The 26,658-nt window shown below is 61.8% G+C and carries 22 protein-coding genes, 1 tRNA gene and 2 pseudogenes; 14 read left to right on the forward strand and 11 right to left on the reverse strand.

Annotation, left to right across the window (positions count from 1 at the left end):
- Nucleotides 1-86 precede the first annotated feature (86 nt).
- The 4 genes from LDH66_RS01665 to LDH66_RS01680 all read left to right on the forward strand — a co-directional run bounded on the left by LDH66_RS01665 (nt 87) and on the right by LDH66_RS01680 (nt 4,841).
- The gene (locus LDH66_RS01665; protein WP_226479349.1) at nt 87-665 is read left to right on the forward strand and encodes a DUF2150 family protein; all 579 of its coding nucleotides are present in this window, start codon (nt 87-89) and stop codon (nt 663-665) included.
- 76 nt (nt 666-741) lie between these two features.
- Nucleotides 742-2,202: a hypothetical protein gene (locus LDH66_RS01670; protein ID WP_226479350.1), complete on the forward strand. Its 1,461-nt coding sequence runs from the start codon at nt 742-744 to the stop codon at nt 2,200-2,202.
- Between the two features lie 74 nt (nt 2,203-2,276).
- Nucleotides 2,277-3,614, forward strand: coding sequence for a hydroxymethylglutaryl-CoA synthase (hmgB, locus tag LDH66_RS01675; protein WP_226479351.1), 1,338 nt, complete (start codon nt 2,277-2,279; stop codon nt 3,612-3,614).
- Nucleotides 3,615-3,722: 108 nt separating this feature from the next.
- Nucleotides 3,723-4,841, forward strand: coding sequence for an AI-2E family transporter (locus LDH66_RS01680; RefSeq protein ID WP_226479352.1), 1,119 nt, complete (start codon nt 3,723-3,725; stop codon nt 4,839-4,841).
- Between the two features lie 19 nt (nt 4,842-4,860).
- On the opposite strand, the gene LDH66_RS01685 is transcribed toward LDH66_RS01680, so the two are convergent.
- The gene (locus LDH66_RS01685; RefSeq protein ID WP_226479353.1) at nt 4,861-5,646 is read right to left on the reverse strand and encodes a DUF2270 domain-containing protein; all 786 of its coding nucleotides are present in this window, start codon (nt 5,644-5,646) and stop codon (nt 4,861-4,863) included.
- A 217-nt stretch (nt 5,647-5,863) separates the two neighbouring features.
- Here LDH66_RS01685 and gcvPA point away from each other — a divergent pair, with 217 nt between their 5' ends.
- A complete protein-coding gene (gene gcvPA / locus LDH66_RS01690) occupies nt 5,864-7,201 on the forward strand; it encodes an aminomethyl-transferring glycine dehydrogenase subunit GcvPA (protein WP_226479354.1) in 1,338 nt (445 codons plus the stop codon).
- Entirely contained in the window at nt 7,198-8,736 is a 1,539-nt protein-coding gene (gcvPB, locus tag LDH66_RS01695; RefSeq protein WP_226479355.1) for an aminomethyl-transferring glycine dehydrogenase subunit GcvPB, read from the forward strand. The genes gcvPA and gcvPB overlap by 4 nt, the downstream gene beginning before the upstream one ends.
- 198 nt (nt 8,737-8,934) lie before the next feature.
- Here the strand turns inward: gcvPB and LDH66_RS01700 are convergent, their stop codons facing one another.
- Entirely contained in the window at nt 8,935-9,111 is a 177-nt protein-coding gene (locus LDH66_RS01700; protein WP_226479356.1) for a DUF7838 family putative zinc beta-ribbon protein, read from the reverse strand.
- Between the two features lie 137 nt (nt 9,112-9,248).
- Between LDH66_RS01700 and LDH66_RS01705 the strand changes: the two genes are divergently transcribed.
- Nucleotides 9,249-9,782, forward strand: a complete 534-nt coding sequence (locus LDH66_RS01705) for a cob(I)yrinic acid a,c-diamide adenosyltransferase (RefSeq protein ID WP_226479357.1) — start codon at nt 9,249-9,251, stop codon at nt 9,780-9,782.
- Nucleotides 9,783-9,866: 84 nt separating this feature from the next.
- On the opposite strand, the gene LDH66_RS01710 is transcribed toward LDH66_RS01705, so the two are convergent.
- Both LDH66_RS01710 and LDH66_RS01715 read right to left on the reverse strand, forming a co-directional pair.
- On the reverse strand, nt 9,867-10,055 hold the full coding sequence (locus LDH66_RS01710; protein WP_226479358.1) for a hypothetical protein: 189 nt from the start codon (nt 10,053-10,055) through the stop codon (nt 9,867-9,869).
- Nucleotides 10,056-10,176: 121 nt separating this feature from the next.
- Nucleotides 10,177-10,593 (reverse strand): DoxX family protein, encoded by a 417-nt coding sequence (locus LDH66_RS01715; protein ID WP_226479359.1) that lies wholly within the window; start codon nt 10,591-10,593, stop codon nt 10,177-10,179.
- Nucleotides 10,594-11,227: 634 nt separating this feature from the next.
- Here LDH66_RS01715 and LDH66_RS01720 point away from each other — a divergent pair.
- The 3 genes from LDH66_RS01720 (at nt 11,228) to LDH66_RS01730 (ending at nt 12,244) form a co-directional block, all read left to right on the forward strand.
- A complete protein-coding gene (locus LDH66_RS01720) occupies nt 11,228-11,506 on the forward strand; it encodes a DUF7553 family protein (protein ID WP_226479360.1) in 279 nt (92 codons plus the stop codon).
- A gap of 40 nt (nt 11,507-11,546) precedes the next feature.
- A tRNA-Val gene (locus LDH66_RS01725) sits at nt 11,547-11,621 on the forward strand.
- Nucleotides 11,622-11,803: 182 nt separating this feature from the next.
- Nucleotides 11,804-12,244 carry a hypothetical protein gene (locus LDH66_RS01730; protein ID WP_226479361.1) on the forward strand — a complete coding sequence of 147 codons (441 nt, stop codon included), beginning with the start codon at nt 11,804-11,806 and terminating at the stop codon, nt 12,242-12,244.
- A gap of 37 nt (nt 12,245-12,281) precedes the next feature.
- Here the strand turns inward: LDH66_RS01730 and LDH66_RS01735 are convergent, their stop codons facing one another.
- Nucleotides 12,282-13,280 (reverse strand): tyrosine-type recombinase/integrase, encoded by a 999-nt coding sequence (locus tag LDH66_RS01735; protein WP_226479362.1) that lies wholly within the window; start codon nt 13,278-13,280, stop codon nt 12,282-12,284.
- Nucleotides 13,281-14,604: 1,324 nt separating this feature from the next.
- On the opposite strand from LDH66_RS01735, the gene LDH66_RS01740 reads away from it, so the two are divergent.
- Together LDH66_RS01740 and LDH66_RS23205 are read left to right on the forward strand one after the other, a co-directional pair.
- Complete coding sequence (locus LDH66_RS01740) at nt 14,605-15,981, forward strand: cytochrome P450 (protein WP_226479363.1); 1,377 nt, start codon at nt 14,605-14,607, stop codon at nt 15,979-15,981.
- 333 nt (nt 15,982-16,314) lie between these two features.
- Nucleotides 16,315-16,934: pseudogene (locus tag LDH66_RS23205) on the forward strand (peptide-methionine (S)-S-oxide reductase).
- Nucleotides 16,935-17,269: 335 nt separating this feature from the next.
- Here LDH66_RS23205 and LDH66_RS01750 read toward each other — a convergent pair.
- The 3 genes and pseudogenes from LDH66_RS01750 to LDH66_RS23375 form a co-directional block, all read right to left on the reverse strand.
- On the reverse strand, nt 17,270-19,669 hold the full coding sequence (locus tag LDH66_RS01750; RefSeq protein ID WP_226479364.1) for a heavy metal translocating P-type ATPase: 2,400 nt from the start codon (nt 19,667-19,669) through the stop codon (nt 17,270-17,272).
- A 68-nt stretch (nt 19,670-19,737) separates the two neighbouring features.
- Nucleotides 19,738-20,487 carry a helix-turn-helix domain-containing protein gene (locus tag LDH66_RS01755; protein WP_226479365.1) on the reverse strand — a complete coding sequence of 250 codons (750 nt, stop codon included), beginning with the start codon at nt 20,485-20,487 and terminating at the stop codon, nt 19,738-19,740.
- A 76-nt stretch (nt 20,488-20,563) separates the two neighbouring features.
- Nucleotides 20,564-20,665 (reverse strand): annotated as a pseudogene (locus LDH66_RS23375) (DUF7967 family protein); the annotation flags it as partial.
- A 328-nt stretch (nt 20,666-20,993) separates the two neighbouring features.
- On the opposite strand from LDH66_RS23375, the gene LDH66_RS01760 reads away from it, so the two are divergent.
- Complete coding sequence (locus LDH66_RS01760; protein WP_226479366.1) at nt 20,994-21,413, forward strand: DUF7575 domain-containing protein; 420 nt, start codon at nt 20,994-20,996, stop codon at nt 21,411-21,413.
- Between the two features lie 170 nt (nt 21,414-21,583).
- Here LDH66_RS01760 and LDH66_RS01765 read toward each other — a convergent pair whose 3' ends face one another.
- Nucleotides 21,584-22,183, reverse strand: a complete 600-nt coding sequence (locus tag LDH66_RS01765) for a TetR/AcrR family transcriptional regulator (RefSeq protein WP_226479367.1) — start codon at nt 22,181-22,183, stop codon at nt 21,584-21,586.
- A 180-nt stretch (nt 22,184-22,363) separates the two neighbouring features.
- On the opposite strand from LDH66_RS01765, the gene LDH66_RS01770 reads away from it, so the two are divergent.
- Entirely contained in the window at nt 22,364-22,528 is a 165-nt protein-coding gene (locus LDH66_RS01770) for a hypothetical protein (protein ID WP_226479368.1), read from the forward strand.
- 561 nt (nt 22,529-23,089) lie between these two features.
- Here the strand turns inward: LDH66_RS01770 and LDH66_RS01775 are convergent.
- Together LDH66_RS01775 and lonB are read right to left on the reverse strand one after the other, a co-directional pair.
- Nucleotides 23,090-23,941: a transcription initiation factor IIB family protein gene (locus LDH66_RS01775; RefSeq protein WP_226479369.1), complete on the reverse strand. Its 852-nt coding sequence runs from the start codon at nt 23,939-23,941 to the stop codon at nt 23,090-23,092.
- A gap of 435 nt (nt 23,942-24,376) precedes the next feature.
- Nucleotides 24,377-26,530, reverse strand: a complete 2,154-nt coding sequence (gene lonB, locus LDH66_RS01780; protein ID WP_226479370.1) for an ATP-dependent protease LonB — start codon at nt 26,528-26,530, stop codon at nt 24,377-24,379.
- Nucleotides 26,531-26,658: the final 128 nt, after the last annotated feature.

The following is a 26,658-nucleotide window of genomic DNA, read 5'->3' on the forward strand; positions in this document are numbered from 1 at the left end:
TAGAGATTCGTTCGCCGCGGCTAAACTTTCGTTCGAGGCGGCTAGTGTAGAGAAAGGCATTTCAAGCGGCCGGTGTAGGTGTCTGTATGAGCAATCCCCCGACCGAGTTCTACTCGGAGGAACGCTGGCAGAACTGGATCGATCGCATCAAAGACGAAGACATCGATCCGGAAGACGAAGACTCGGCCCGACTACTGTTGAACCTCCAGGACGACACGGCGATCGCGATCGCCAAGATCGTCGCCGCCTACGACGACGGGGATCTCGAGCAAGAGGAGGCCCTCGAGGAGATCAACGACGTCCGCGAGATCGTCCTCGACGAAGTCGACATCGAGGACGAGGAGAAGCTGATCCTCGTCGACGGCGTCCAGACCAGTCTCGTCTGCGTCTTCTTCGCGGCCGAGGAGTACGTCGCGAACGGGCCGGCCGACGAGGGCACCGTCGGCGACTACCTCAGCGCCGCGGCCGACGCCGAGGCCGAGGAGGATCTCGACGCCGCACTCGGCTACGCGGCACAGGCGGGGACGCTGATCATCGACGAGCAGGAACTCGATATGAGCGTCGCCGAGGACCTCGAGTACGGACTCGTTACGGAGTGGATCAACGGACTCGACAGCCTCCAGAGCGCGATGAGCGATCCGGAAGTCGTCGAAGAAGACGAGTAGGTCGGTCGGCGGATCGGACACGTTTTCGGCGCTCGGTAGCCACCAGACGTTTACTCTCGGGTGACTATCCTCGCGTATGATACGGTGGCCGGACGAGCGTGCAGTGACCGTCCAGATCGGGGCGGTCCTCCTGCTCGCGATCGTCTTCGCCGCGCTCGCGCTCTATCAGGTCAACGCCGTTCCCGCGGAGAATCAGGCCATCGAAAGCGAGCACAACCAGCAGGTTCAGGGTGAACTGCAGGACCTGCGGAACGCGGGGACGGACGGCGGATCGGAATCGGTCTCGGTCACGCTGGGCACCCGATACCCCACTCGAACGTTTCTGACGAATCCGCCGAATCCGACGGGCTCCCTCGAGACGGGAGAGACCGGAACCGTCCGTATCGACAACGCCGATGTCACCGGAACATACACAGGCGATCCGGGAACGGTTCTGGAGACGGACCACGAGACGCGGACGCTCCGCTACGAGCCGTCGTACAACGAGTACCGCGACGCACCGACGACCCGGATCGAACACGGGTTCGCGTTCAACGCGTTCGACGACGCGTCGATCGCGCTCACCGACCAGCCGCTGATCGACGGCGAGCGGATCACCGTCGTCCTCGTCGAGGGCGACCTGTCGACGACCGTCGATACCGGGACGGTGAGCGGCCCGACGGATCCGATCGCCCTCGAATCCACCGGTGACAACATCGAAATCGAGGTCCCGACGGCGTCGCCGACAGCGTGGAACGAGGCGATTGGAACCGATTTCGGGACCGATCAGGAGAAAGCGAGAGTGACTGACTACGCGGCCGGGCAGTTAACGACCGAACTCGAAGACGATCCGAACGCGAAGTACGAACTCCAGATGACGCGGATCAGCGTCGGTGACGGGAGCGTCTCCGCGGATGGACAGTTCGACGTTCGAGAGGGAACCGACGACTCGATTCGGAGTCCGGCCTACCACGTCGACTGGGAGGACCCCTCTTCGGAGCCGGGGGCCGACGGTGATAACTGCGATTCGGAGTCCTGTGTCGTCACGGACGATATCACGTTGACGATGGGGACGACGGGAGTCGCTGCTGGGGCCCGCGTCGATTACGCGGTGAGCGATCCGACCGTCGGCGCGCTCACGGACGGTACCGGAACGACCGCGGACGACGGGACGGACACGACGACGTTCGAGATCGCAGACGGTGACGACGGCGAGACGGTCACCGTGTACACCTCGAGCGGAAGCGATAGCGACGAAATCGAACTCGAAATATCCCGCGACGAAGCCGTCGACACGTACGCACTTCGCTCGGTGTCGCTCTCTTCGGGAGGTGGCAACGATATCGATGTCGCGATCGATGTAGACGCGACGGATTCAGGAGGAGAGATGGTCATCATCAGTCGGAATGGCAATGGCGTCCGTGACCGGACGACCGTCGGTGCAGTCAGTGGAACGCATCCCGTCGGTGGCGGTAATCAGGCCACCGAAGTCGAAGTCCGACTTCGCGATTCCAGCGGAACGGTTCGAGACTCGCGCACGGTACCGTGGGACGGCTGACGCCCCCAATTATATCGACGACTGTCGAAAGAACGAACGACAATACCTTGTATCATCGCCTGTATTGACGATGTATGACTGCAGTCGGTATCGACGCCGTCGAAATTTGGACCGGGAACCTCAAGCTCGACCTTCCCGGCACGTTCGCCCCGGAGAAGGGCGAAGACCCGGAAAAGTATACGAAAGGGCTCGGCCTCAACGCTAGTTCCTTCCCCGACAGCTACGAGGACATCGTCACGATGGGGGCCAACGCCGCCCACCGGCTGATGGAGCGCAAAGGCCTCGAGCCCGAGGATATCGGCCGTATCGACGTCGCGACCGAGAGCGCGTTCGATAACTCCAAGCCGGTTTCGACGTACGTCGCCGGCTGCCTCGAGCAGGTCTACGAGGGCGATTTCCACCACGCGAACAAGGGCGAGCGGAAGTTCGCCTGTATTGCGGGGACCCAGAGCCTCGACGACGCGTACAACTGGATCCGCGCGGGCCGCAACCGCGGCCGCTCGGCGCTGGTCATCGCGACCGACACGGCGCTGTACGCCCGCGGTGACGACGGCGAGGCGACGCAGGGCGCCGGTGCCGTCGCGATGCTCATCAGCGAGGACCCGAACCTGGTCGAACTCTCCGCCGAGCAGGGCTACGGCTCGGCCGACGAAACCGACTTCCTCAAGCCCAACCAGCAGTTCCCCTCGGTCGACGGCAAGCGCTCCGTGCAGGTCTACCTCGCGCGGATGCGCGAAGCCCTCGAGGACTTCGAGAGCGTCGCGGGCGAGGTCCACGAGGAGGACTTCGTCTACGCACCCTTCCACACGCCGTTCCCGGGAATGGTCCGGAAGGCCGCCCTGCTCGCGTTCCGCCACGTCACGCGGAACACGGAGGTCGAGGACGAACTGGCCGACGAGATCGGCCGCCAGCCCCGCCCCGAGGCGTTCGACTCCGACGACGAGTACCGCGACGCCCTCCGGGAGTACATGGACCTCCTCAAGGATACCGACCGCTACGCCGAGTGGTACGACACGACGATCGATCCGACGCTGACGATCGCTCGCGAGGTCGGCAACTGGTACACCGGCTCCGTCCACGTCGCCCGCGCGAGCGCGCTCAAACACGCCCTCGAGAACGACCGCGAGATGACCGGGAAGAAACTGCTCATCGGCTCCTACGGCAGCGGGGCACAGGCGGAGATCCACTCCGAGACGGTTCAGGAGGGGTGGAAAGACGAGGTCGGGGCCCTGAATATCGACGAGCAACTCGCCGACCGCTACGAGATGGAGTGGGCCGACTACGAGGAGATCCACGACTCCCACAACCACGAGATGGACGTCGATATCGAGGAGTTCACGACGCCCGAATCGGAGTTCGTCTTCGACGGCTGGGGACGCATGGGCGAGCGGAAGTACCGCTACGTCGAGTAGCGATACCGACCGGTCCGAGCCCCGCGGCGGTCCCTCGAGCAGCCCGGAATTTTCACTGTCGGAGTTCGGGTCAGTGGACTAAACTATCGGGACGTTGCAGCCGGGAGTATGGCAGATCGTCCCGAGCCGCCGGCATGGGTCGTCGAACAGCCCGTCCTGACCGCGCTCGCGCTGGTCGGGGTCGTCCTCGGGCTCCGAATCATCCTGCCGTACCTGCAGTACGTCCTCTTCGGGATCGTTCTCGCGTACATCCTGTTGCCGCTCCAGCAGCGCCTCGAGGCCTACGTCCGGCCGATGATCGCGGCCTCGATCACGATCGTCGTCGCGGTACTGGTCATCCTGATCCCGATCGTCTACATCCTCAGCGTCGCGCTCCGGCAGACGAGCCAGCTCGTGACCGCGGTCCGGAACGGGGAGGTCGACCTCGAGACGATCGAGTCGACGCTCGCCGAGACCGGGTACAGCGTCGATCTCACGACCCTCTACGAGTCGTATCAGGACGCGATCACCGGTGGGGTACAGGGACTGGCGACCGGCGCGCTGGAGATCGTCGGCGGGCTGCCGGGGATCGCGATCGGGTTGACGATCACGCTGTTCGTCTGTTTCGCGCTGTTGCGCGACGGGAATCGGCTGATCGAGTGGCTCTACCGGGTCGTCCCGATCGAGGATCGGATCCAGCGGGAACTGTTCGAGGAACTGGACCAGCTCATGCAGGCGTCGGTCATCAGCAACGTCCTCGTCGCCGTGATCCAGGCCGTGATGCTGGGCGTCGGGCTCGCGATACTAGGAATCCCCGCGGTCGTGTTACTCACCGTCCTCACGTTCCTGCTCACGCTGTTGCCGCTCGTCGGCGCGTTCGGCGTCTGGCTCCCCGTCTCGATCTATCTCCTCGCGATGGGGCGCACCCTTGCGGCCGGCGCGCTCGCGGTCTACGGCCTCTTTGTCACCCTCTCGGACACCTATCTTCGGCCCGCGCTCATCGGTCGGTCGGGTGCAATCAACTCCGCGATCATCGTCGTTGGCATCTTCGGCGGGCTCATCACGTTCGGCGCGGTCGGCCTGTTCATCGGCCCCGTCGTCCTCGGCGGTGCGAAGGTCGCCCTCGACATCTTCGCTCGAGAGCGGATCGGCGGTCCGGCGGTCGAGACGGGGTCGGAGCCCCCCACCGAGGCGTCCGAGGACGCAGCCGGGTCCAGAGCGACGGCCGACGCCGACGGGGACGGCTGATCGCCCGTTCGCCGATCGATCACTCGTTTTTCCAGTCACCCGGCTCGACCCCGTGGATTTCTCCTTTCGCTTCCCGTCCGCCCGGCCACAGTCCGATCGCGATCACACCGGCGAAGAAGAGTCCGAGGAGCACCGCCACGAGCGCGCCGTGGAGTCCCGGCAGTTCGGCGGCTTCGGTCCACCGCTGTTCCGGGGTAAACATCGTGACCTTGAACGTCCAGCCGATTCCGGCCACCGCAAAGAGGAGCCCGTAAACCCGACGGATTCGCCGTGAGAGCGCTTCTCGAACCGAGACTTTGAACGTCGGATGTCGGAGGTCGTCGCTCAGTTCCTCGCGCCAGGCGGGGTGTTCGACGCCGGTCGGTTCGAGCGCGTTCGCGAACACGTTCTCCTGTACGAAGCGGACGCGGGCGCGCCAGTGGTCGTAGAACCGGTAGCGGCGCACCTCGTAAAACAGGAAGATCGACAGGACGAACATCCCGATCAGGAGCAGGAAGGCGGGCATGCTCCGGCTCGAGAAGACGAGCGATAGCAGCGCTGCGAGCAGCGTGATCGACCAGTCGGTCGTCCGGTCGATCCGATCCTGCGCGCTGTTGGCCTGGCTGACCTCGCCGCGGTAGAAGTGCGGGAGCACGCCGAGCAGGGAGTCCGTGTCGTTAGCGACCGTCGCACCGATCTCCTGATCCTCGCGGTCGAGCGGTCCGTCCCTGTGCTCCCGTTCGCCCCGACCGCCCTCCTCGAGCGGCCGGTCGCTGCCAGTGCCGTCGATCGGCCGGTTCTCGCCGGGTTCGTCGCTGTCGTCCATGCCGCCCCCCGACACCGCGGCCGCGTATAGTGGCCCGTGTGGCGATTGCAGGGCCTGTGGCGGTCGGGTCCACCGGTATATCACCTGTCGTCCAGTCCGAAACGAGTGCGTTCATTACCCCGTACCCGCTAGAGGCCAGTATCGTGTCTCGGATCGAACGCCGTCACCGGCGCCGGTGGGGAGCGGACCGATCGCTCGATCGAGACCACTGCTAAGCATGCACGGATCACACGCAACGGGGAGTCCGTACGCTCCCCACACAGAGGAGGACCGCACGGCAATGCTCGAGGCGGTCGGTACGGAGTCCGTCGAGGAACTCTTCGACATTCCGGCCGACGTCCGGTTCGACGGGGACTTCGACATCGACGCGCGAACGGAACGGGAGACCAGACGGCTGGTTCGCTCGATGCTGGGCCGTAACGACGACCTGACCGAACTACTGGGTCGGGGTCACTACGGCTACTACGTGCCGTCGCTGGTCGACCACCTCGCGGACCGCTCGGAGTTTCTCACGTCCTACACGCAGTACCAACCCGAGATCTCCCAGGGATTTCTGCAGGCCCTCTTCGAGTACCAGTCGCTCCTGGTCGAGCTGACCGGCCTCGAGGTCGCGAACTGTTCGATGTACGACGCTGCGACGGCGCTCGGCGAGGCCGCAACGCTGGCGGACCGGGTTCGCGACACCACGGGCCACCGCGTGCTCGTCCCCAACCGCCTGCGCGAGGAACGGCGGAGTACCCTCGAGAACTACGTCGCTGGCACCGACTTGGACGTCGAGACCTACCCCGGTGACGACGGCAACGTCGACCTCGCGGGACTCGAGGACACCGTCGACGAGGAGGTCGTCATGATCTACGCCGAGAACCCGACGGTTCGCGGAACGATCGAGGAGCGCCTCGACGCGATCGGCGACCTCGCCGAGGACAACGACGCGCTCTTTGCGCTCGGTTCCGACCCGATCGCGCTGTCCCTGCTCGAGCGACCCGTCGACGTCGGTGCCGACGTGGTCGTGGGCGACGCGAGCGTGCTGGGCCTCCCGACGAGCTACGGGATGGGGCTGGGCCTCTTCGCGACGCGGGAGGACTACCTCCGGCAGGTCCCCGGCCGGCTGGTCGGGGCCAGCGAGGACGCGACCGACCGCCGGGCGTTCACGCTCACCCTGCAGACTCGCGAACAGCACATCCGCCGGGAACGCGCGACGAGTAACATCTGTACGAACCAGGCCTGGGTCGCGCTCCGGACCGCGATGCACGCGGCCGTCCTCGGACCGAGCGGTATGGTCGACCTCGCGGAGCGGGACGTCCGGCGAGCGCGAGACCTCGCGGACCGACTCGACGATATCGTCGGCGTGAGAGCGCCGGTCCACGACCGCCACCACCTCCGGGAGTTCGTCGCCCGCACTGACCAGCCCGCGCGGGCCGTCGTCGACGACCTCGAGAAGCGAGGATTCGCGGTCCACGTCGTCGGCGACCACGAGATCCAGATCTGTATCGCCGGCGTCTCCGACGATCGGATCGATCGCTTCGCCGCGGCGGTCGAGGAGGTGACGCGATGAGCGACGAGCGGTCCGACGGCCTCGGAGATGCGGACGCCGCGCAGTCGCGCTACGATCAGGCCCGGTACGTCGAGAACGGCGAGTACGAGCCCCTGCTCTCGGAGAAGGATCGGACGCGCGTCGAGATCGGCGGCAGTGGGGACGACGGCAACGGTGCCGATAGCGAGGACGGCGGCTCACCGCTCCCCGACGACCTGACGCGGGACTCCCTCGAGCTCCCCGAACTCTCCGAACCCGAACTGGCTCGCCACTACACGCGGCTCTCCCAGATGATCTACGGGATCGACAGCGGTCCCTACCCGCTCGGGTCGTGTACGATGAAGTACAACCCCAAGTTCACGGAAGACGTTGCCGCGCTGCCGTCCGCCGCGGTCCACCCCGATCGGTCCGAGGGGTCCGTCCAGGGGACCCTCGAGCTCCTGTATCGGCTTCAGGACTACCTCGGCCGAATCGGCGGGATGGACGCGGTGACGCTCCAGCCGCCCGCGGGCGCGGCCGGCGAGTTCGTCGGCATCCGTGTCGCCGCGGCCTACCACGAGCACAACGGCGAGGGCCACCGCGACGAGGTCATCGTCCCCGAGAGCGCCCACGGAACCAACTTCGCGAGCGCTGCCCTCGGGGGCTACGACGTCGTGTCCCTGCCCAGCGACGACGAGGGCCGGGTCGACCTCGAGGCGCTCGAGGCCGCCCTGAGCGAGAATACGGCGGCGCTGATGCTTACGAACCCGAATACGCTCGGACTCTTCGAGCGCGACATCACCGAGATCGCCGAGATGGTCCACGACGTCGGCGGCTTGCTGTACTACGACGGGGCGAATCTGAACGCCCTGCTCGGCCGCGCGCGGCCGGGCGACATGGGCTTCGACGTGATGCACTACAACGTCCACAAGACGTTCGCGACGCCCCACGGCGGCGGCGGGCCGGGCGCGGGTCCGGTCGGCGTCGTCGACGAACTCGCGCCGTTCCTGCCCGCGCCTCGAGTCAGGGAGCGCGGCGAGGAGTCGAAATCCGGTGATTCGATCTACGAACGCTTCGAGCCCGAGCACACCATCGGCAAGGTCCACGGGTTCGACGGCAACTGGCTGGTGCTCGTCAAGGCCTTCGCCTATATCGCGCGTCTCGGCGACGAGGGCCTCGCGGACGCGAGCGCGTCGGCAGTGCTCAATGCGAACTACCTTGCCGAGCGGATCGACTACGACGTCCCCTACGGGCCGTTCCACCACGAGTTCGTCGCCAGCGCCGGCGAGCAGGACGCGGCCGACGTGGCCAAACGGATGCTCGATTACGGCGTCCACCCGCCGACGACCAAGTGGCCCGAGATCGTCCCCGAGGCCCTGATGACCGAGCCGACCGAGGTCGAGAGCAAGGACACCTTGGATCGGCTCGCCGCCGCATTCAACGCCGTCGCCGGCGAGGACGACGCGACGCTCGAGGCCGCGCCGGAACGGACCACCGCGCGCCGGATCGACCAGACGAGCGCGGCGCGGAGCCCGCGGCTCTCGTGGCAGGCGCTGGATACCGAGGACGAATCCTAACAGCCACACAGCGGGCCGCGGACGGTTCCATTTCTCTCCCTCGTGAGATAGAGAACGACTATACTATCGTTGCTCGAGGCACTCGCTGGCGACTTCGAACGCTCGAGCGACACCCGTTCGACGGTGGCGATCGGGAAGTCGACGCAGCTACCGAACCGATGCTCCGTGAGAAGATGAGACCGAGACGACGCGACGATCTTATGCGCTGCTCGAGTCGACGGCGGTCCCGTTATCGCCGATGCGGACGAAACCGTAGTCGCAGTCGGGACAGTGCCATTTGACCTTCTCGCCGAGGTGGAGCGTCGTGCTGGCGGCGCGGTAGAACGTCTTTTCGCCCCCGCAGTTGGGACACTCGTGGTCGAGTTCCAGAGCCATACGCGTGGGTAGTGAGCGGAGCGAGTTTAACGTACTGGATTCCCTCGGGAACCGGGATCGCCGCCGTCTGGTGGAGTGCGACCCGAAACGAGTCGAGCGACAGGAAAGTTAAGTGGAATCCCGCCGTCGGTCCAGCCATGTCGATTTACACCGGCCGCGGCGACGACGGGGAGACGGATCTCCGGGACATGACCCGCGTTTCGAAGTCGAGCGCCCGCATCGAGGCCTACGGGACCGTCGACGAACTCAACGCCCTGATCGGCACGGTTCGACCGACCGAGCACGACGACGTCAACGACCGCTTGTCCGAGATCCAGAACCACCTCCACGTGGTACAGGCGGACTTCGCAAATCCCGACCCCGACGAGGACGACCCCGAGATCCGTCCCGACCACGTCGAGACCGTCGAGGACTGGATCGACGAGTACGACGAGGAACTCGAGCCGCTGACCTCGTTTATCCTGCCGACCGGCAGCGAACACGGCGCTGCGTTACACCACGCCCGGACGGTCTGTCGGCGCGCCGAACGGCGGGCGGTGGCGCTGGCGTCCGAAGAGCAGATCAACGAAGACGCGGTCCAGTATCTCAATCGGCTCTCGGACGGGCTGTTCACGTTCGCCCGCGTCGTCAACGCTCGCGACGGCGAACCGGAGGAAGCGCCCGACTACTAAATCGAACGAGCACGATCCCGTTTCGACTTCGACGTTCGTCTCGCAGTACCGGCGGTCTCGGCCCTCGAGTGAGAGACGGGGGAGCTACGCGTCCCCGACCGACGGCGGGAGTTCGATAGCGACGAGGTCGTGACCCGTTTCCCGACGGTGGTCGCTCCCGATTCGCGTCGCTTCCTCGCGGCCGTCGGCCGGTCGTTCGTACGAACAGCCGTCGCAGGCAACGAGGAACTGCTTCGTCTCTCCGCGAGCGGGGGCCGTCTCGTTCGGTGTCATGCTCGACTAATCGGCGAGCGACCGCTTGAACTGTCCTCCAAAAGAAATTGGACTGCCAAGAATTCGCCGGGTAAGACGGCGACGTGACAGCAAACGAACTAGATCGTACTACCGATTATCGTTAGAGGCCGATATTCAGCGCGTATCCCCAGGTCTCACCGGCGAGGACTAACACGAGCAGGGTGACGCCCAGCAGTTGCACGTTCTTCATGAAGTGGGTCCGCTCGTTTTGCTGCTGGTCCTCGGGCACTGCCCAGAAGTCGTGCATGAACGGCGTGACGAGGAGGAAGAATACCGCGATTATCCCCGCGGCGATGACTGGATAGATGCCGAGCGCGATGCCGAGCCCTCCGAGGACGAGCATCACGCCCGACGTGACGACGCCGAACTTGGCTGCGGGAACGCCCTTCGATTCCGCATAGCCAGCCATCGAGTCCGTCGCGATGAAGTGGCTGATTCCCTGATAGACGAGGAGGCCACCGAAGAGCAGTCGGCCCGCGAGCAGCAGTATCGCACCGATGCCGCTCTCGAACGCCATCAGTCGCTCACCCCCGGTCGCGAGGCCGTTGCCTGTCGTGCGGTAGTCCGCTGAAACCGATCCTGATCCGCGAGTCGCGCTTGTGGTTGCATTACGTTATCCGGTATGTGTCTGAATCAGTTATACTCTCGCTAACGGGAGTGTTACCGGGTGAAATGCCGGTTATCGGCCGAATTGGGATGTCGAACGAGAGCACTCAACACGATGCTGTTCGGGTAATTGCTTCCATCACATCGGCCGGAACGATCCGGGTTACTGTCGCAAAACGTGATAATCCACGAGTTCGAAACGGAATCGGAGTTACGCTCGAGCCGAGTCGATCGGCCGAACACGCCCGCGTCTCTCGGCGAGGTGACCGCTCTCGCGGAGGCCCGTCTCGAGAGCTGCGAACGCGCGGGGGCTCGCGATGGTTCGAGCGGGAATCCGGTTTATATTCGACCACCAGATGGACAGTCGCCCCGATCGAGGGCGATCGGTCATCGCTCGTTCAGCGTGGTACTTCTTGGACATCCCCTCATCGGGCGCGGAAGCAGTTGCGAAGCGATCTCTGGACCGTCACATCTATTTGCCACGGTATTCTGTTGCTTGCGGAAGAACTATATCTACGCCCGACCTCTCTCTGTGTGAGAATCACATGAACAAACACTTCCGTGACAGCCGATACTACCTCGCTCGCGCCGCCGAACACGCCCGTCTGGGCGTTACCGAATCCCTCGAGACACCCCTGGCCCGGGCTCGAGCGCTCCTCGGACGAGAACCCGACCCGGAGCCCGAACCCAGCCGTCTCGAGGAGGCAGTGGCGGACGCGACCGCACTCGAGCACCGAGCGGCGACGCGAGTTCGGGGCGGGATCGGCTCGGTGCGAGCCCGGGTGACGGTGGGGCGCTCGAGCGAGGCCGACGACGATCGGTGAAAGGAAGTCTTAAGTCGAACGCACGGGAATCACCTCGTGCGGGTTGGTGATCTAGTCCGGTTATGATACCTCCTTCACACGGAGGAAGTCGGCAGTTCAAATCTGCCCCAACCCATATTCGCGGAGCTATGGTTCAGAAGGAGTGATTCGCAAGACGCCTCGGCGTCTCTTGCTCACTGACCTTTGATTTCCACATCTATCGCCCGTTTTTGTCGAAATCGCAGGACAGCAGACTCTTCCGAATAAGGAATGTCTCGCAACTAAGATTTTTATCATTCCGGAACGTATTCGTGCATAATGACCACTGAACCGGAATCAGAGAATTTCCATTTTTTAGAGGATCACCCTGATGAAGATGGCGATAAGTTCCTGAAGAGGCGATTATCATATATGTTAGACCAATTTTCATACCAACGTCTATCTGGATGTTCAGTCGAGGAATTGAACAACCAAATCGAATACTATAACCTTGTTTTGAAAGACACGTACAAGAACTTTACAAACTCAGATTTTGACTTTGCGGAAGATCCAGAAATGTATGAATTTATTGCCGGTGAAGAATTGGACCTCCATGAACCGCTAACATCGGCGCAGAGGATGCAAATTGCAAGTGTGGCTAGCAAGATTAATGCGAATTTCGACAAAGCCCGGGAAGACGCACGAGATAAGAAATATGAACGCCTGAGCCTGATTATGGATTCGATTCCCGTACTGAATCGGCTAAAACGCCAATCTTGATGTGGTGTACTGAGAGGTTTTCATATCCATATCTCAGCTAATAATTTTCATCACCCATATTAAACATCTCTCGTCGAAGTGTCCGTTTTTCTGACTTAGTCCGACCGTCATAATGTTTATTTAGAGTTTTCGGACTCACATTCATACGATCACCGATTAGTTCTTTCTGATGCCCATCATTGAGCCATTTTGTAATCGCTGAACGGCGTATCGCGTGGGGTGAAACAGACGATGGACATCGTTGAGAGTACTGATACTCTGTTGCTTCGCAATCGCTGATCTCCCGTCCATGAGGGCAATCACCAGTGTATTCGCATGGCCGCGTCAATGAGTTGATCTGCATACGAAGCGTCGTCTTGGCAGCTCGTCCGTGTTTCGTTGTCAACAACGGTGCCCGCCCATTGACATCGGTCACTTCTTCACGATGAACCTTGATGTAGTCACTCAACAGTTCACAAACCCATTGATGGAGATTGATTTCGCGCTCTGCTTCATCTCCGTTTTTTAGTGGTGTTCCAGTCTCCGGCCGATGAGCGACCTCAATGTAGTGTTCATCCGGGTGGTAGTCACCAAGATCAAGCGCACGGACTGTACCGATTCGAAAGCCAGTATCCCAGAGAAGGACAAAGAGTGCATGGCGAGCTGTCGCGTATTCGAATTTCTCGAGATAGTCCAGAATCCGGTTCGCTATTTCCTCTGAGATCATCTCATCTCGAGCATCGTCATCCGGGTTTGGGAGAACGATACCCTCAGCAAGACCAGATTCGGCTAACCCCATTGATTCCAGCCAGCGAATGAATACACGCAGTGTACTCAGATTGTTGTAAAGCGTGACCTCGTTTATACCTTGATCTCGGCGATAGAGCTTGAAATCGTGGACGTGGAATCCATCGATCTGGGAAATATCGTCTATATCCTCCTCAATGCACCAAGACACGAACTGGTCAAGTGCAGATTTGTGATTATAGTACGTCGATTCAGCAACCTCGGGGCGGCGTTCTTTCAAATACCGTTCTACAGCGCGTTCGGGTTTCATTCGGCGTGTCATAGCTATCTGACGGGAACACCGAATGCGGGCACACAGATCTACTCTAAGCGGTGGGTGATATTCACCGGATACACGCTCTTGCGGTTAGCCGCGAACGGCCAAAAACGGCGGCTTTGGCCCCTGTGAGCGGCGAATCGGCAGTTCAAATCTGCCCCAACCCATGAATCTTATTATAATTCTCGAAGGAGGGCATAGCGTAGCCGCCTTGTGGTTTTCTGCTAAGAGCAGCTGATTTCATGTGGCCGGCACCTCTTTTCGTCCGAATCAGGTGACGGGATACGGTTCGCTCGAAGGGCACGCTCGAGATCATAGAATCCCCGCCTCTGTCTCAACTATCGTCTTCAGAGAAGCGGATTCAATACGAAGGCAAACGATTTCAGAAACCCATCAACTGTTTTCTCATATATGTGCTAAAGAAGACCGAAACTAGTGAGGTCTCTCTTCTTACCAATTTGAATATATTTCTCACTACCCCAATTTTCGCCCCTTCCGAATATGAAATCGAGGTAGTATCGTTGGCGGTATAGTTCAGAGATTTATCTCGATCGGTGAGAACCACGGTATCCTCGACGTCGTGTTTATCGATCAGTCCCGGAAGAACGAATCCGTAATAACGCTGGTTATGGTCTCCTCAAGCGTTGTATGTGGAACGATCCTCGTCTCGGGATCGTCAACGGCAGACAGCCGATAGCGTTCGTATCGAGTTAGCTCACGGTCTCGTTGGTCGTGACGTGATCCAGTCTGTAGCCAGTATCTGGCTGGAGAGCAGATTTGTGAACCAGTTTTGAACTGTTTATCGCGCTTGTTCGATACCGAATCACTCGATAATTCGAATAGTATTTAAAATCGAGTTATGACAAAGTATATTTGACTACCGAGATATACAAACTATCGTTACATTTCTTATCACTCTACAGAACTCGAGCCAATTTAGCCGGTAATGGGGATGAGGAGCGTTCTTTCGGGCAGAAAACACTCAGAAAACGCCACGTCACACTCCTTCAACCGAATCTGAACACTGTCATGTCCGGATTAAGCGCTCTCCATCTCGAAGGCTCTGACACGGAGTCCTCGCTTCTCACCTTTCCGTGTGCTCATCTCCCGTTTTATCGAACATCCCAGAGGCGACTGCCGTGGGATTTCATTGTGCCCGCTGCATTATGGATACCCACTCTGCTCGTGAGTGGCCTTCGTCCACCGCACGTCATCACACGTGGATGAGGTAACTACTCGAGGACGTTCGTATTGAAGATCGCCTCGTATAAAATGTGGTATGCTAACACTGAAATCCACAGTACATGTAGGACTGTCCATGACTAATAACGGTCACGGCGACGAGGTTTCAGCGCACGAAATCACCCCGCCGCTACACGATGGGTTGCCGGTTATCGGAAATACGCACCAACTCGTCCGGGAGCAAGACGGGCTGTACGAGGCGGCCGCCCAGCAGGGCGATGTCGTTCACCTCCGACTCTTGGGAATCGGTGATTTCTATCAGGTCAACCATCCCGCGCTCGCCGAGCATATACTCGTCGACGATCGTGATCAGTTCGAAAAAGCGAGTCTGAGCCAAGAGGATCTCGGTGATCTCCTCGGTCAGGGACTGGTCCTCAGTGAGGGAGAGCTGTGGGAACGTCAGCGCGATCGGATCCGACCGGCCTTCTACATGGATCGAATCGCCGACTACGCCGATACGATGACGGCCGAAGTTCGGACGGCGGTAGCCGACTGGACTGGAACGCCGATCGTGAATATCGAAGACGAAATGAAAGGACTGACGCTCAGGATTCTTGTGAAGTCGATGTTCGGTTCGGACATCGAGTACGAAGATCGGGGGATCCGCGATACCGTACGCGCCCTCCAGGAACCGGGACAACCGGCTAAACAGCCCGTCGCACGAATGGTTCCCAAGTGGGTGCCGATCCCGATGTGGCGACGATACAAGCGAGGGATCGGTGAAATGGAGTCACTGATAGGAGAGGTCGTCGAGACTCGCCGGAACGGGAGTACCGAGAACGGGGACGACCTCCTGTCGATGCTGTTGACTGGCACTGACGAAGACGGCGAGACGATGTCGGAGAAACTCCTCCGCGACGAGATGATGACGTTCCTGTTCGCTGGTCACGAAACCACGGCGACTGCCCTCACGTTCACCTGGTTCCTGCTCGCTCACCATCCCGAGATCGAACGTCGACTCGTCGCCGAAGTCGAGGACGCGTTGGAGACCGATTACGCGACGTTTGACGACCTTCCCGAACTGGAATACACGGAACGGGTGCTGCGAGAAGCCATGCGGCTCTATCCACCGGTACCCTCGATTCCGCGGGAGACGACTGAGGCCCTCGAGCTCGGTGGGTACGCGCTTCCCGAAAGTGCGACGGTAGCGCCAATGCAGTGGACGATCCACCGTGACGATCGGTTCTGGGAAACCCCGCTCGCGTTCCGACCCGACCGGTTCGAGGGGGACGACGATCGGCCGGCGTTCGCGTACTTTCCCTTCGGGGGCGGACCCCGCCGGTGTATCGGTCAGCAGTTCGCACTCGTCGAAGGGAAACTGATTCTCGCGACGCTCGTCCGAAACTATCATCTCGAACTCGTCTCGGATCCGGACGTCGATCTCTCCGTGAGCATCACGACCCGACCCCTCGATCCGATCGAGATGCGGCCCGAACCCAGATCGATCGAGTAGTGACGTCGGTTCTCGAGACCCGCACTTGACGCGGGTCCGCTCACAGTCCGTACACACTGCAGCGATGGAAATGCCGACTTATCCGGCTTCCGCACTTGTCAGGTCGGTCTCGATGCCACGATCGTGCTCGATCGGGGGAAACCGATCGTGGAATCCGCTCTCGACGTGGCATTCGGTCGACGGTTCCTCGGGCCGTAGATCGGACGATTTGACACCTTGGACGCGCCGTGAGGAAGTAAAGACGACTCGAGACGCCGGCCCGGTCGCTGAGACAAGATTAACTGAGTGCGGCACGAGTCCCAACGTACGCTGATCGCTCGTCGGCGTACCCTCATAATGCTCACGGCAACAGTCATCACAGCGTTCGACAGACAGGCACCGGACGAGACAGAGACGGCGACGTTCGGACTCGGCTGTTTCTGGGGTCCCGATGCGACGTTCGGCGCGTTGGACGGCGTCGTGCGGACGCGAGTCGGTACGCTGGTGGGACCGAACCCGATCCGTCGTACGAGGTTCTGGGAGACCACACAGAAGTCGTCCAGTTCGAATACGACCCTACGCAGCTCTCGTTCAGTGAGTTACTCGCTCGAGCGTTCGACGAACACCGTCCGTACGAGCAGCCCGGGAAGCGCCAGTACCAGAATATCGTCTTCACTGAGACGGCTGAGCAACGCGAACAGCTGCGAACGTATCTAGATAAGAGTCAGTTCAGCCGAGAGGGAATCGACACGCGTCTCGAACGGCTCGATCGATTTCACGTGGCAGAAGACTACCACCAGAAGTTCAACCTCCGTGGGAAGAGATGGATCACCGACGCGTTCGCCGAAGCGGGCTACACTGCTGACGAGATCAGAGAGTCGCCGGCAGCGGCGAAACTAAACGCACGCGCCGCAGGCCGCGACGTCAGTGTTCCCTTCATCGAAAAATCGCACGACCCCGCTTCAAATTACTAGCGTAATCAGCCCCTTCTCAGAAGACGTGAGGAGGCCGCTATTCTAACGATGCCTGATCCGAGTCTCCCGATCACATCTCCTTAGGGATTGTACTGTCGACGGCGTGTGTGCTGTGTCGGCGCGTCGTTCCCGATGAGAAATCACGATCGCAGGTCGGTCAGGACCATCACTCGTGGCCGACAGAGCGAGCAGAGAGTCCTGTCGCGGTCGCTTGCGTTTCGCTCTCAGCTTATCATCAGAACGTCTGATACACGCACATTCGGGCGGTATTGGACAGCAGGACGTTTGGTACTTCGCCGCGATGGTGCCCAGGAAACGGATCGGCGACCGTCTCTCTAGTCGAAGAACTGGTCGGGCTTCAGCCGGGAGAGACGCATCGCATTGCCGGTCACACCGAGACTCATCCCCATGTCGCCCACGACGACGGCCATCGCGACGCTGACGAACCCCAGCGGGACACCGAGCGCGAGCAGGAGCTTCACGCCGAGGCTCGCCCAGATGCTCTGCCGGATGACGCCGTTGGCCGTGTTCGAGAGTGCGTAGAGATACGGGAGTTTCGCGATATCGTCACCCATCAGCGCGATGTCGGCGGTTTCCAGCGCCGTATCCGTTCCTGCAGCACCCATCGCGATGCCGACCTCCGCGGTGGCGAGCGCGGGCGCGTCGTTGATTCCGTCGCCGACCATCGCGACGTTACCGTACTTCGCCTGTAACGACTCGACGGCGTCGACCTTGTCGTCCGGCAGGAGCTCGGCGCGGTACTCGTCGACGCCGACCTCGTCCGCGATCGCGCGGGCGGTCCCCTCGTTGTCGCCGGTGAGCATCACGACTCGGTCGACGCCGAGCTCCCGGAGGCGTGCGACGGCTCGCTTCGAGGCGGGACGGACCTCGTCGGCGATCGCGATGGCACCCAGTAGCTCCGACGCCGTGCCGACGAGGACGACTGTCTTCCCCTCCCGCTCGAGCGCGGCCAGCGTCTCCTCGCTGAACGCGCCGTCGTCGGCCTCGGGAGTCTCTGCAGCGACGACGCCGCCGTCGGTCGCCCGGTGCGCTCGCGACAGGTCGAACCCGAGCTCCTCGAAGAGCGCGGGCTTACCGGCGTAGTACGTCTCGCCGTCGATCTCGCCGCGGATCCCCTTCCCGGTGAGACTCTCGAAGGACGACGGCTCGGGCGAGTCGTCCAGTCCCGACGCCGCGGCACGGGAGCGGATCGCGTCGGCGATCGGGTGTTCGCTGCGCCGCTCCAGTCCGGCGCCGTAGCGGAGGAGGTCGGCCTCGCTCGCATCGCCGAGCGGAACGATGTCGGTGACGGCGAGTTCCCCCTTCGTGAGCGTGCCGGTCTTGTCGACGGCGACGGCGTCGACCTCGCCCATCGCCTCGAGGTAGTTGCCGCCTTTGATCAGGACGCCGTTCTTCGCGGCGCTGGTGATCCCCGACACCACCGAGACGGGCGTCGAGATGACGAAGGCACACGGACAGGCGATCACCAGGAGCGTGAGCCCGCGAATGAACCACGTCTGCCAGTCGCCGGCGAAGGTGATCTCGTACCCGGCCGCGGCCGTCGAGACGGGATCGCTGATGACCAGCGGCGGGAGGACGGCGGTCAGAATCGCCAGCGCGACCACGGCCGGCGTGTAGTAGCCTGCGAACCGGTCGACGAACTGCTCGGTTTCGGTCTGTTTCGACTGTGCACCTTGGACTAGCTCGACGATCTGCGAGAGCGTCGAATCGCCCGCCGTCGACGTGACGTCGACCTCGAGGTAACCCTCCTCGTTGATCGCGCCGGCGTAGACCTCGTCGCCGGGCGTCTTGTCGACGGGCACGCTCTCGCCGGTGATCGGCGACTCGTCGACTGCGCTCTCGCCCTCGACGACGGTGCCGTCGAGCGGCACCTTCTCGCCCGGACGGACGATCACCGTTTCGCCGATATTCACGTCCTCGACGGGGACGGTCACTTCCTCGCTGTCGACGGCATCCCCGGACGAGGACGTCGCCGACGATCCGGTGGTGCGTCGAACCGTCGCCTCGTCGGGCGAGAGTTCCATCAGTTCTCGCAGGGAGTCCCGCGCCCTGTCCATCGCGTACTCCTCCAGGAGCTCGGCGATGCTGAAGAGGACGGCCAGCGTCGCCGCCTCGGTGAAGTAGCCGATGCCGGTGGCGGCGATGATCGCAGTCCCCATCAGGAGATCGATATCGAGGCTTCGGTTGCGCGCCGAGTAGTAGCCGCTCCGGACGACCGGAATCCCGCTGACGGCGACCGCGCCGAGGAGCAGGACGTCCGCGATCGAGAGCGGATACTCAAGGACGCTCGCTACGGCGACGTTCTGCGCAGCGAAGACGAACTTCAAGAGGAGGCCGACGACGACGAACGCCGCACCGATCCAGGTCTTTTTCGCACGCGGGCTCGTCCAGACCTCCGACGGCGGCGCGACGTCGACGCCGTCGTCCGCGTCGGCGTCTCCGTCGGTATCGGTTCCACCAGTGACCTCGTACCCCGCGCCTTCGATCGCCGCGACGACGTCGCTCTCACTAGTGCGATCGGGGTCGTACGTGACGGAAGCCGTTCCGGTCGTCGGGTTGAGGTCGGCGTCGACGACCCCGTCGACGCGCCTGACGCTCTTGTCGACCTTCCCCGCACAGGACGGACAGTCCATCTCCGGGACTGCGAGGCGAGCCGTCAGCGTTCGCTGTCGACCACCCCCGCTTCCCTCTCCCGCGTTTACGTCGTCTGTCATCACCTCGAGGTAGGGCCCTCATCTCGATAAGCGTTTGTTGGAATATTCCAACTGAGCGGCGACGATCGTTAGAGCGCAGACGAGGGGCGCTCCGGTAGTCGTTCGTCGGCGACGTACCGCTTCGCCAACTGTTGTTCGGCGCGTCGCAGTCGGTAGGTGAGCGTCGAACGGGGCACGTCGAGGTGGTCAGCGAGTTCACCGACGTCGACCGCTCGCGGCGACTCGTAGTAGCCGTGCTCGACGGCGGCCCGGAGCGCGGCGTCCTGTTCGGGCGACAGTTCGCTCCCGCCGTCTGACGGCTCGCCCCCCGGCGATTCGGTTTCGGCGGTCCGCAACATTTCCATCCGGGCGCATTCGCCGACAGCCGTCTCGAGGTCGTCGAAGAACGCACCGACGTCGCCCTCGCCGGAGTGGATGAGACGCCAGGTGTAATGACGCCCCTCGTGGCGCGTCTCGAACAGTACGCCGTCGCCGAGATGCTCGAGCGCGATGTGGGGCACGGACGCGCAGTCGGATGTCCGCTCCCAGTACGAGTAGAGGATCAGCGTGTCGTTCGTGTGGTCGAGAACGCGGGTGGTCTGGGTGGCACCGCAGTCGTCGGCCGCGAGACAGTCCGCGTAGTAGTCCGCGGTGAGAAAGGTGTCCTCGATATCGGCGAGGGCGGTCGCATCGCCGACGGCGTGGTCGACGCGCCAGAGGCTCTCCGCGGTGGCGTGCAGCGAGAGCGACCGGATTCGAGCGTCGGGATGGTCTGCGAGCGTATCCGCCACTCTGTTGCACCCGGGTTCGTACTCGAGGGCGAAGACGAGTTCGCGCATACCTGACGTAGGGAGCGCTACCGTAAAACGATGGGGCGCACGCTGCCGTTGCGATCAACGGGCAACGACGGCGTGCTCAGATCTCGTCGTCGGGATCGTGAATTTCGGTCGTTCGTTGCGCTTCGGCGACGTACTGGTCCCGCTTGCCGGGGTCGTCAATCGGACCGAGAACACTGGGCGCGACGTCGCGGTGATGACGTTCGGTTCACGGCCGTGCGATAGGGTCGGTGGGTCGGCAGCCATACCGACGAAAACGTGGCCATGATCCGGGTCGCGATCACCCTTCCGATGGCCGTCTGGGTCATCAGTTACTTCCTGACGCGGGCACTGTCGCGATACCGCGAGGACGCCGTCGACCCTGATGCGGCCCCGTTCACGTCTCCGATACGGACGGCTGTCATCGCCCGGCTGGTTGTCTCCCGTTCACCGACGGAGAAACGGCTCGACCGACTCCGTGAACTCGAGCGAGAAGAAGGCTTATATCTAACTAACCGGTTAGTCAGTGCATGGCCCAGTCGGTATCGCGGAAGCGACCGTGGCTCGCGGCAGTGCTCGCAGCAGTCGTCACTGGCCTCGGGCATCTGTACCTCCGGCGGTGGCGTCGCGCACTCGGATGGCTCGCCGTCTCACTCGGCGTAACCGCGTTGTTTACCGATCCAGCGGCGCTCGAGGAGTTCAGAACCGGTAGCTGGACCCTCGATGCACTGTTGTCGATCGCACCGATGGTCATCGTTATCGGGTTCAGCATCGTCGACGCGTATCTCCTCGCACAGATCCAGAACGCGGACGCTCGTTCGACCGAGTCCCCCGATAGAGATCCGGTTTCGTGTCCCCACTGTGGAAACGACTTCGATCCAGACCTCGAGTTCTGTCACTGGTGTACGAAATCGGTCGACGGAACCGATCGCGATCGGCGGGAGATCTGAGAACGCCTGCGATGGCGTCGTTTTGCGTCAGTGCCACCCTCTCGACAGAAGATAGTAACGACTGAAGGTCAGTGCCCACCCGGTCGCACGAGGGCCGTGCGATCGGCGTGCAAATCGGTTCGATGTTACGTCGGCTCGCTCGAGACCGGTTCGAACCGAGTGTCGGTCGCTCACTCGTCGCCCAACAGGACCGCAGTCACGTATTCGTCGGCAGTCCGTCTGGCCGTTGCGAGTGCGTCCGGATCGTCGAGGACGACCTCTCGAGTGCGGGCGCCATCAACGATCGTCATAAGTGCCCGCGAGACGTGTTCCGCATTGATATCGGTAAATACGTCCTCCGTAATTCCGTGATCGATCACCGTCGTGAGCATGTAGCGAACGTACTCATCGTTCTGCTGGAACCGTTCGCTGAACGTGTCCTTGTACGGCGCCTGGCTCCGCATTTCCAGCATCGCGATCAACAGGTCTCGGTGATCCTCCGGTTCGACCAACAACTTGTCGAGTAGCAGTTCCAGTCGGTGCTCCGGATCGGTCGTTTCCACCTCGTGTACCGTTTCCCGAAATCGGTCGAGGAGATAGTCCAGAAACGCTGCGAGAAGCTCGTCTTTCGTATCGTAGTGGTAATGGATCGCGGCGGTCGACTTGCCATACTCCTCGGCGATCCGTTTCATCGTGAGATCGGCGTACCCGTGCTCGCGAAGCGCCCGGTAGGTGGCACGCATGATCTGCTCGTTCGGATCCGAGGGAGACGGTTCCGGTGAATCGGCCATTACGTGGTACGTGTATTGTGAATGTGATAATAGTTTTGACCCGCCCGGAGCCTTTCGGAGATCATTATCGGTCGGTCAGTCGAATAGTAGTGAAAAATAGCCCGAGAGACAGCGAAATTACCCTTCTCATTTCCCAAATCCTTCTGACTGTCTAGCTAGTAAGTGATCGTATCGGCTGACATGAAAGACGGGTCCACGACTGAGATTTCGAAAGCAACGTATCGGGCCCGCTGCGAGCACGGCTTCGCTGCCGAATCCGAGACGAGTAAAACATCGCTTCACGACCACTACGATAGCACGAACGAGTTGCTCGTTTCGTTTCTCGATTTGCTCTACGACCGGTAGACGACCGAGAGAGACGCGACCGACAGTGACTCTCCGCGGGACCGCCCCCACTCACTGCTTGAGACGTTGCTTCCCGACGGCTCTCGTCCGTTGTTGACGGAGACACCGTACGAACGTTCGTTGCAGAGACCGTCTCGGAGTGTCCGGCGGACAGCGTCGTCGACTGATCGCGGTGGTCCATACGGTTGTCCGCGACGATGTTGCGTGACTCAGAGAGCGGCTGTCCGTGATATTCGTCGACAGCGGACGACTCCGTCCGCGTGACACCGCCTCTCTGGCTATCTCGGAAGCGTTGCCGGCGAAACACGACTGTCCTCGTCTCTCCCAGCGATAACTAATCGGTTAGTAAGCCTTATCCATCTCCTGACTAATTATACAATTAGCGGCGGTGCTCGACGCGATTACAAACATAGCGCTGTAAATATATTGTGCCGGACAGCTTCCCGCACTCGAGGGCCGCGTCTGGAAAATCGCTGTGCGTCTCACAAACCCTGCGCCGTTATAGTACAAAACCGGATCCGACCCGTTCCATCGACGGGACAGTCGGTTCGTCGGGCGAACTCACCGCTGCTCAGGGGGCGCCATAACGGGGGCTCGGTTCGCAGTATCGACGTATTCGACGAACTGCTCGTAGCGAGCGCGAATCGTGGATTCACTGACGCCCGTGATGGTCGCCAACTCCGTCGCGCTCGTCCGTATCTCGGCAGCGTTTGCGACGTACAACCATGCACCGCCGAGGATTCCCAAACTCCGCTTGTTCCGTGCCCACTCGGTCGTCCGCGCCTCGGCGAGCAGGTCATCGACAAGCGACACTGCCTCGGGAGGCGCAGTCGGAAACTGGATCTCGAACAGTTTGCTTCCCGTCGCCTCGAGGAGGTCGTCTCGTCGTTCGCGGAGGGTGGCAGTCGAAACGTCGAAGTGAGCCGCAATATCGGCCTGTGAGAGATCAACGTCGGTCGGTGAGCAGACGACGTAGAGCACTGCGGCGGTATAGGTGTACGGTGAAACGCCGCTCGTCACGCCAGCGTCATCACCGAACCGGGCGAGACGTACGGCCCGTTTCCGAACGTGGTCCGGCAACGCGAGCTCGTCACAGCGCTTCTCGAGAAGTGTCTCCGGATCAGTGAGCGGAACTCCGACCCCGAGTTCTCGGGAGAGACGCTGCATTTCACCGAGAATCTGCTCCTTCGAAACGTCCGTCTGATCGGCGATGACGGTCACTCGTACCGGCTCCTCGCGAAGCCGACACGCGGCGAGCAAACACGCACCGGCAGTCCGTTTCGATGCCGTGACCTGACCGTCTCGGTCCCGCAACTCGTCGGCGAGTATCGCTGCGTACTGCCCGATCGAATCGTCAACCTCGAGTTCCGTTGCTATCGCCGTTATCTCCGCCGTAAGTGATTCGCGTGTCATTGTATACAGATATTTCGGTAGCGAGTACGTCGCGGTCGTTCGTCCCGGTGGCCGTCTCGATGGACTCGGCCGTGATCTCCGTACGGCTATCCCATTATCGTCAATCCATATGAACTTTCCCTCGATTCCGCTTCCGCTATCGACAGCTTCTCGGCGCCCGTCGAGCGGGTCGATCACGTAGCGGCCGCTACCAGTGATCTAGCTTCTCCTTGGGGAATGTGACAGAATGCCTTCCTTTTTGCGCCATGTACTTGCTAGTATAAGAAGATTCCGCGTCGATCGGATCGTCGCGATTCGACCGCGATGGGACCTCATCGACCCGTTCTCCCGATGGGCCTCGTGATGGTGGTTCCCACCGCTTGGTCCGGTAGTTCGCTCGTCTCGATTCGTCCAGAGAACAGTTCAATAGCGGAGCGAACGGCGCCGCCGAGTCAGTTACTGGAGACTCGGGTTCGAGCTGCCGGCGGAGCCGACGGTGTTCTGGTCGAACGTCGTCCCCGTGATCGACCTGAGCCGATCGATCAGCGAGTCCTTCTTTGGTTCGCCTATCAGGGCGACGTCTAGGACCTCGCTGATGTTCGAGCAGGGGATGATCTCGATCATCTCTTCGTACTCGTCTTCGATCATCACGTCCTGTTCGTTCGCTTCGGGGATGATGACCTTCGTACAGCCGGCCTTCGCGGCGGCTTCGATCTTGTGGGTGACCCCGCCGACCGGAAGCACGTCGCCCCGTACGGAGAGGGAGCCGGTCATCGCGACCGACTGATCGACCGGGATGTTTTCCAGTGCGCTGATGACAGCGGTCGCCACGGTGATGGAGGCGGAGTCGCCGTCGACGCCGCCTTCGCCGGCCTGAACGAACTGGATGTGGATGTCCTTCTCCGAGAGGTCGACGTCGGAGAAGTTCTTGATGATCGCGGAGACGTTCTGGACCGACTCCTCGGCCATCTCCTGAAGCTTCCCGGTGGCGATCACTCGCCCACCGCCCTGTGTGGGGGCGATTTCAGCCATGACGGGGAGCATGATCCCGGAGTCCTCGCCCATGACGGCGAGGCCGTTGACGCGGCCCTCGACGCCGCCGTCGTTGACCTGCAGTTCGTAGTCCTTGCGGCGCTCGATGTAGTCGTCGGCGAGCTGTTGCTCGATCGACCGCGAGCGATCCTTCGCTCGGAGGACGTCGTCGCGGGTAGTGTACTCACGATCCTCGGCGCGAGCGATGTCGCCCGCGACGCGGACCAGGCCACCGAGGGTCCGGAAGTGCAGCGTGAGGTGGTTCTTCCGGCCCGACCGGCGCTTGGCCTCGAGGAGGACTTCCTCGACGGCGTCGTCAGTGAAGTGTGGCAGGCGGCCGTCGCGTTCGACCTCTTGGGCGATGAAGCGGGCGTACTTGCGCCGCATTTCGGGGGTGTCATCGATGGTGTCGTCCATGTAGACCTCGTACCCGTAGCCCTTGATCCGATTGCGGAGCGCGGGGTGCATGTTCTCCATGGCGTCGAGGTTCCCAGCGGCGACCATGATGAAGTCACAGGGGACGGGTTCGGTCTGGACCATCGCGCCCGAGGAGCGCTCGGACTGGCCCGTGATGGAGAACTCGCCCTCCTGAATGGCCGTCATCAGCTTCTGCTGAGTCTGAATATCGAGCGTGTTGATCTCGTCGAGGAACAACACGCCCTTGTTGGACTGGTGGATGGAGCCGGGTTCGACTCGTTCGTGACTCGGGGTCCCCATGCCGCCGGACTGGAAGGGGTCGTGACGGACGTCGCCCAGCAGTGCGCCGGCGTGGGCACCGGTCGCGTCCTCGAAGGGCGCGACGCGCTGTTCGCCGTTGTTGACGAGCAAGTTGGGCACCATCGCATCTGCCCCCTGACCGATGTTTCGAAAGATCAGCCAGATGACCCCCGCCGCGAGGAGGCCGAGCAGGAGGGGGCCCGCGATAACGGCGTACCCGATGACGACCGCGATGATGACCCACATCAGGATCGAGCGCCGTCGGTTGCGCTTGTCGGCTTCCTCCTTGTGCGCATCGACGATCTGGTCGCCCTTTCCGGCGGGAACGGTCCGTACTTTCGGCTCGTTGTCGTCGTCCGGATTGTGGTAGACTAAAACGTCCTGGAGATCCTCCTGGGGAAGTAGCTGACTCATCGCCTTGGCCAGCATCGACTTACCGGTCCCCGGCGAGCCGATCATCATGACGTGCCGGCGCTGCTTGGCCGCCTTGATGATGATATCTCGGGCTTCGTCCTGGCCGATGACCTGGTCGACGAGTCGGTCCGGGACTTCGATTTCCTCGGTCGAATCGATCTTTAGACCGCCCAGCAGATCGTCCTCGGCGATCTCCTCGTCGATTTCGACGCCCGGATCCACCTCGACTGTGCTGCCGAGATCGTTGACCGTCTCGATATCGTCGTCCTCGTTGTCGGACGACGGTTCGAAGTCGTCGATCGGATCGTCGACGTCGTTGCGACGGTCACCGACCTCCTCGAGCGACTGATCTCCCTGCCGCTCGGACTGCTCGGCGCGGTCGTCCCCGTCGGGGGCAGCGTCCGAGGCGTCTTCGGGAGAGTAGTCACCGTCTGTATTGTTACTCATAGAACTCGATTCAGTACCGGATCAGAAGGGATTGCGACAGATATACTTTCTCCATATGGCGAATCGTCGCAGTCGCTGTTACCGGGAGAGACAACGGTTGCTGCCGGAAGAGAGACCAGCAACGGCTG

The sequence above is a fragment of the Natrinema amylolyticum genome (assembly GCF_020515625.1).
In the GTDB taxonomy this organism is placed as follows: domain Archaea; phylum Halobacteriota; class Halobacteria; order Halobacteriales; family Natrialbaceae; genus Natrinema; species Natrinema amylolyticum.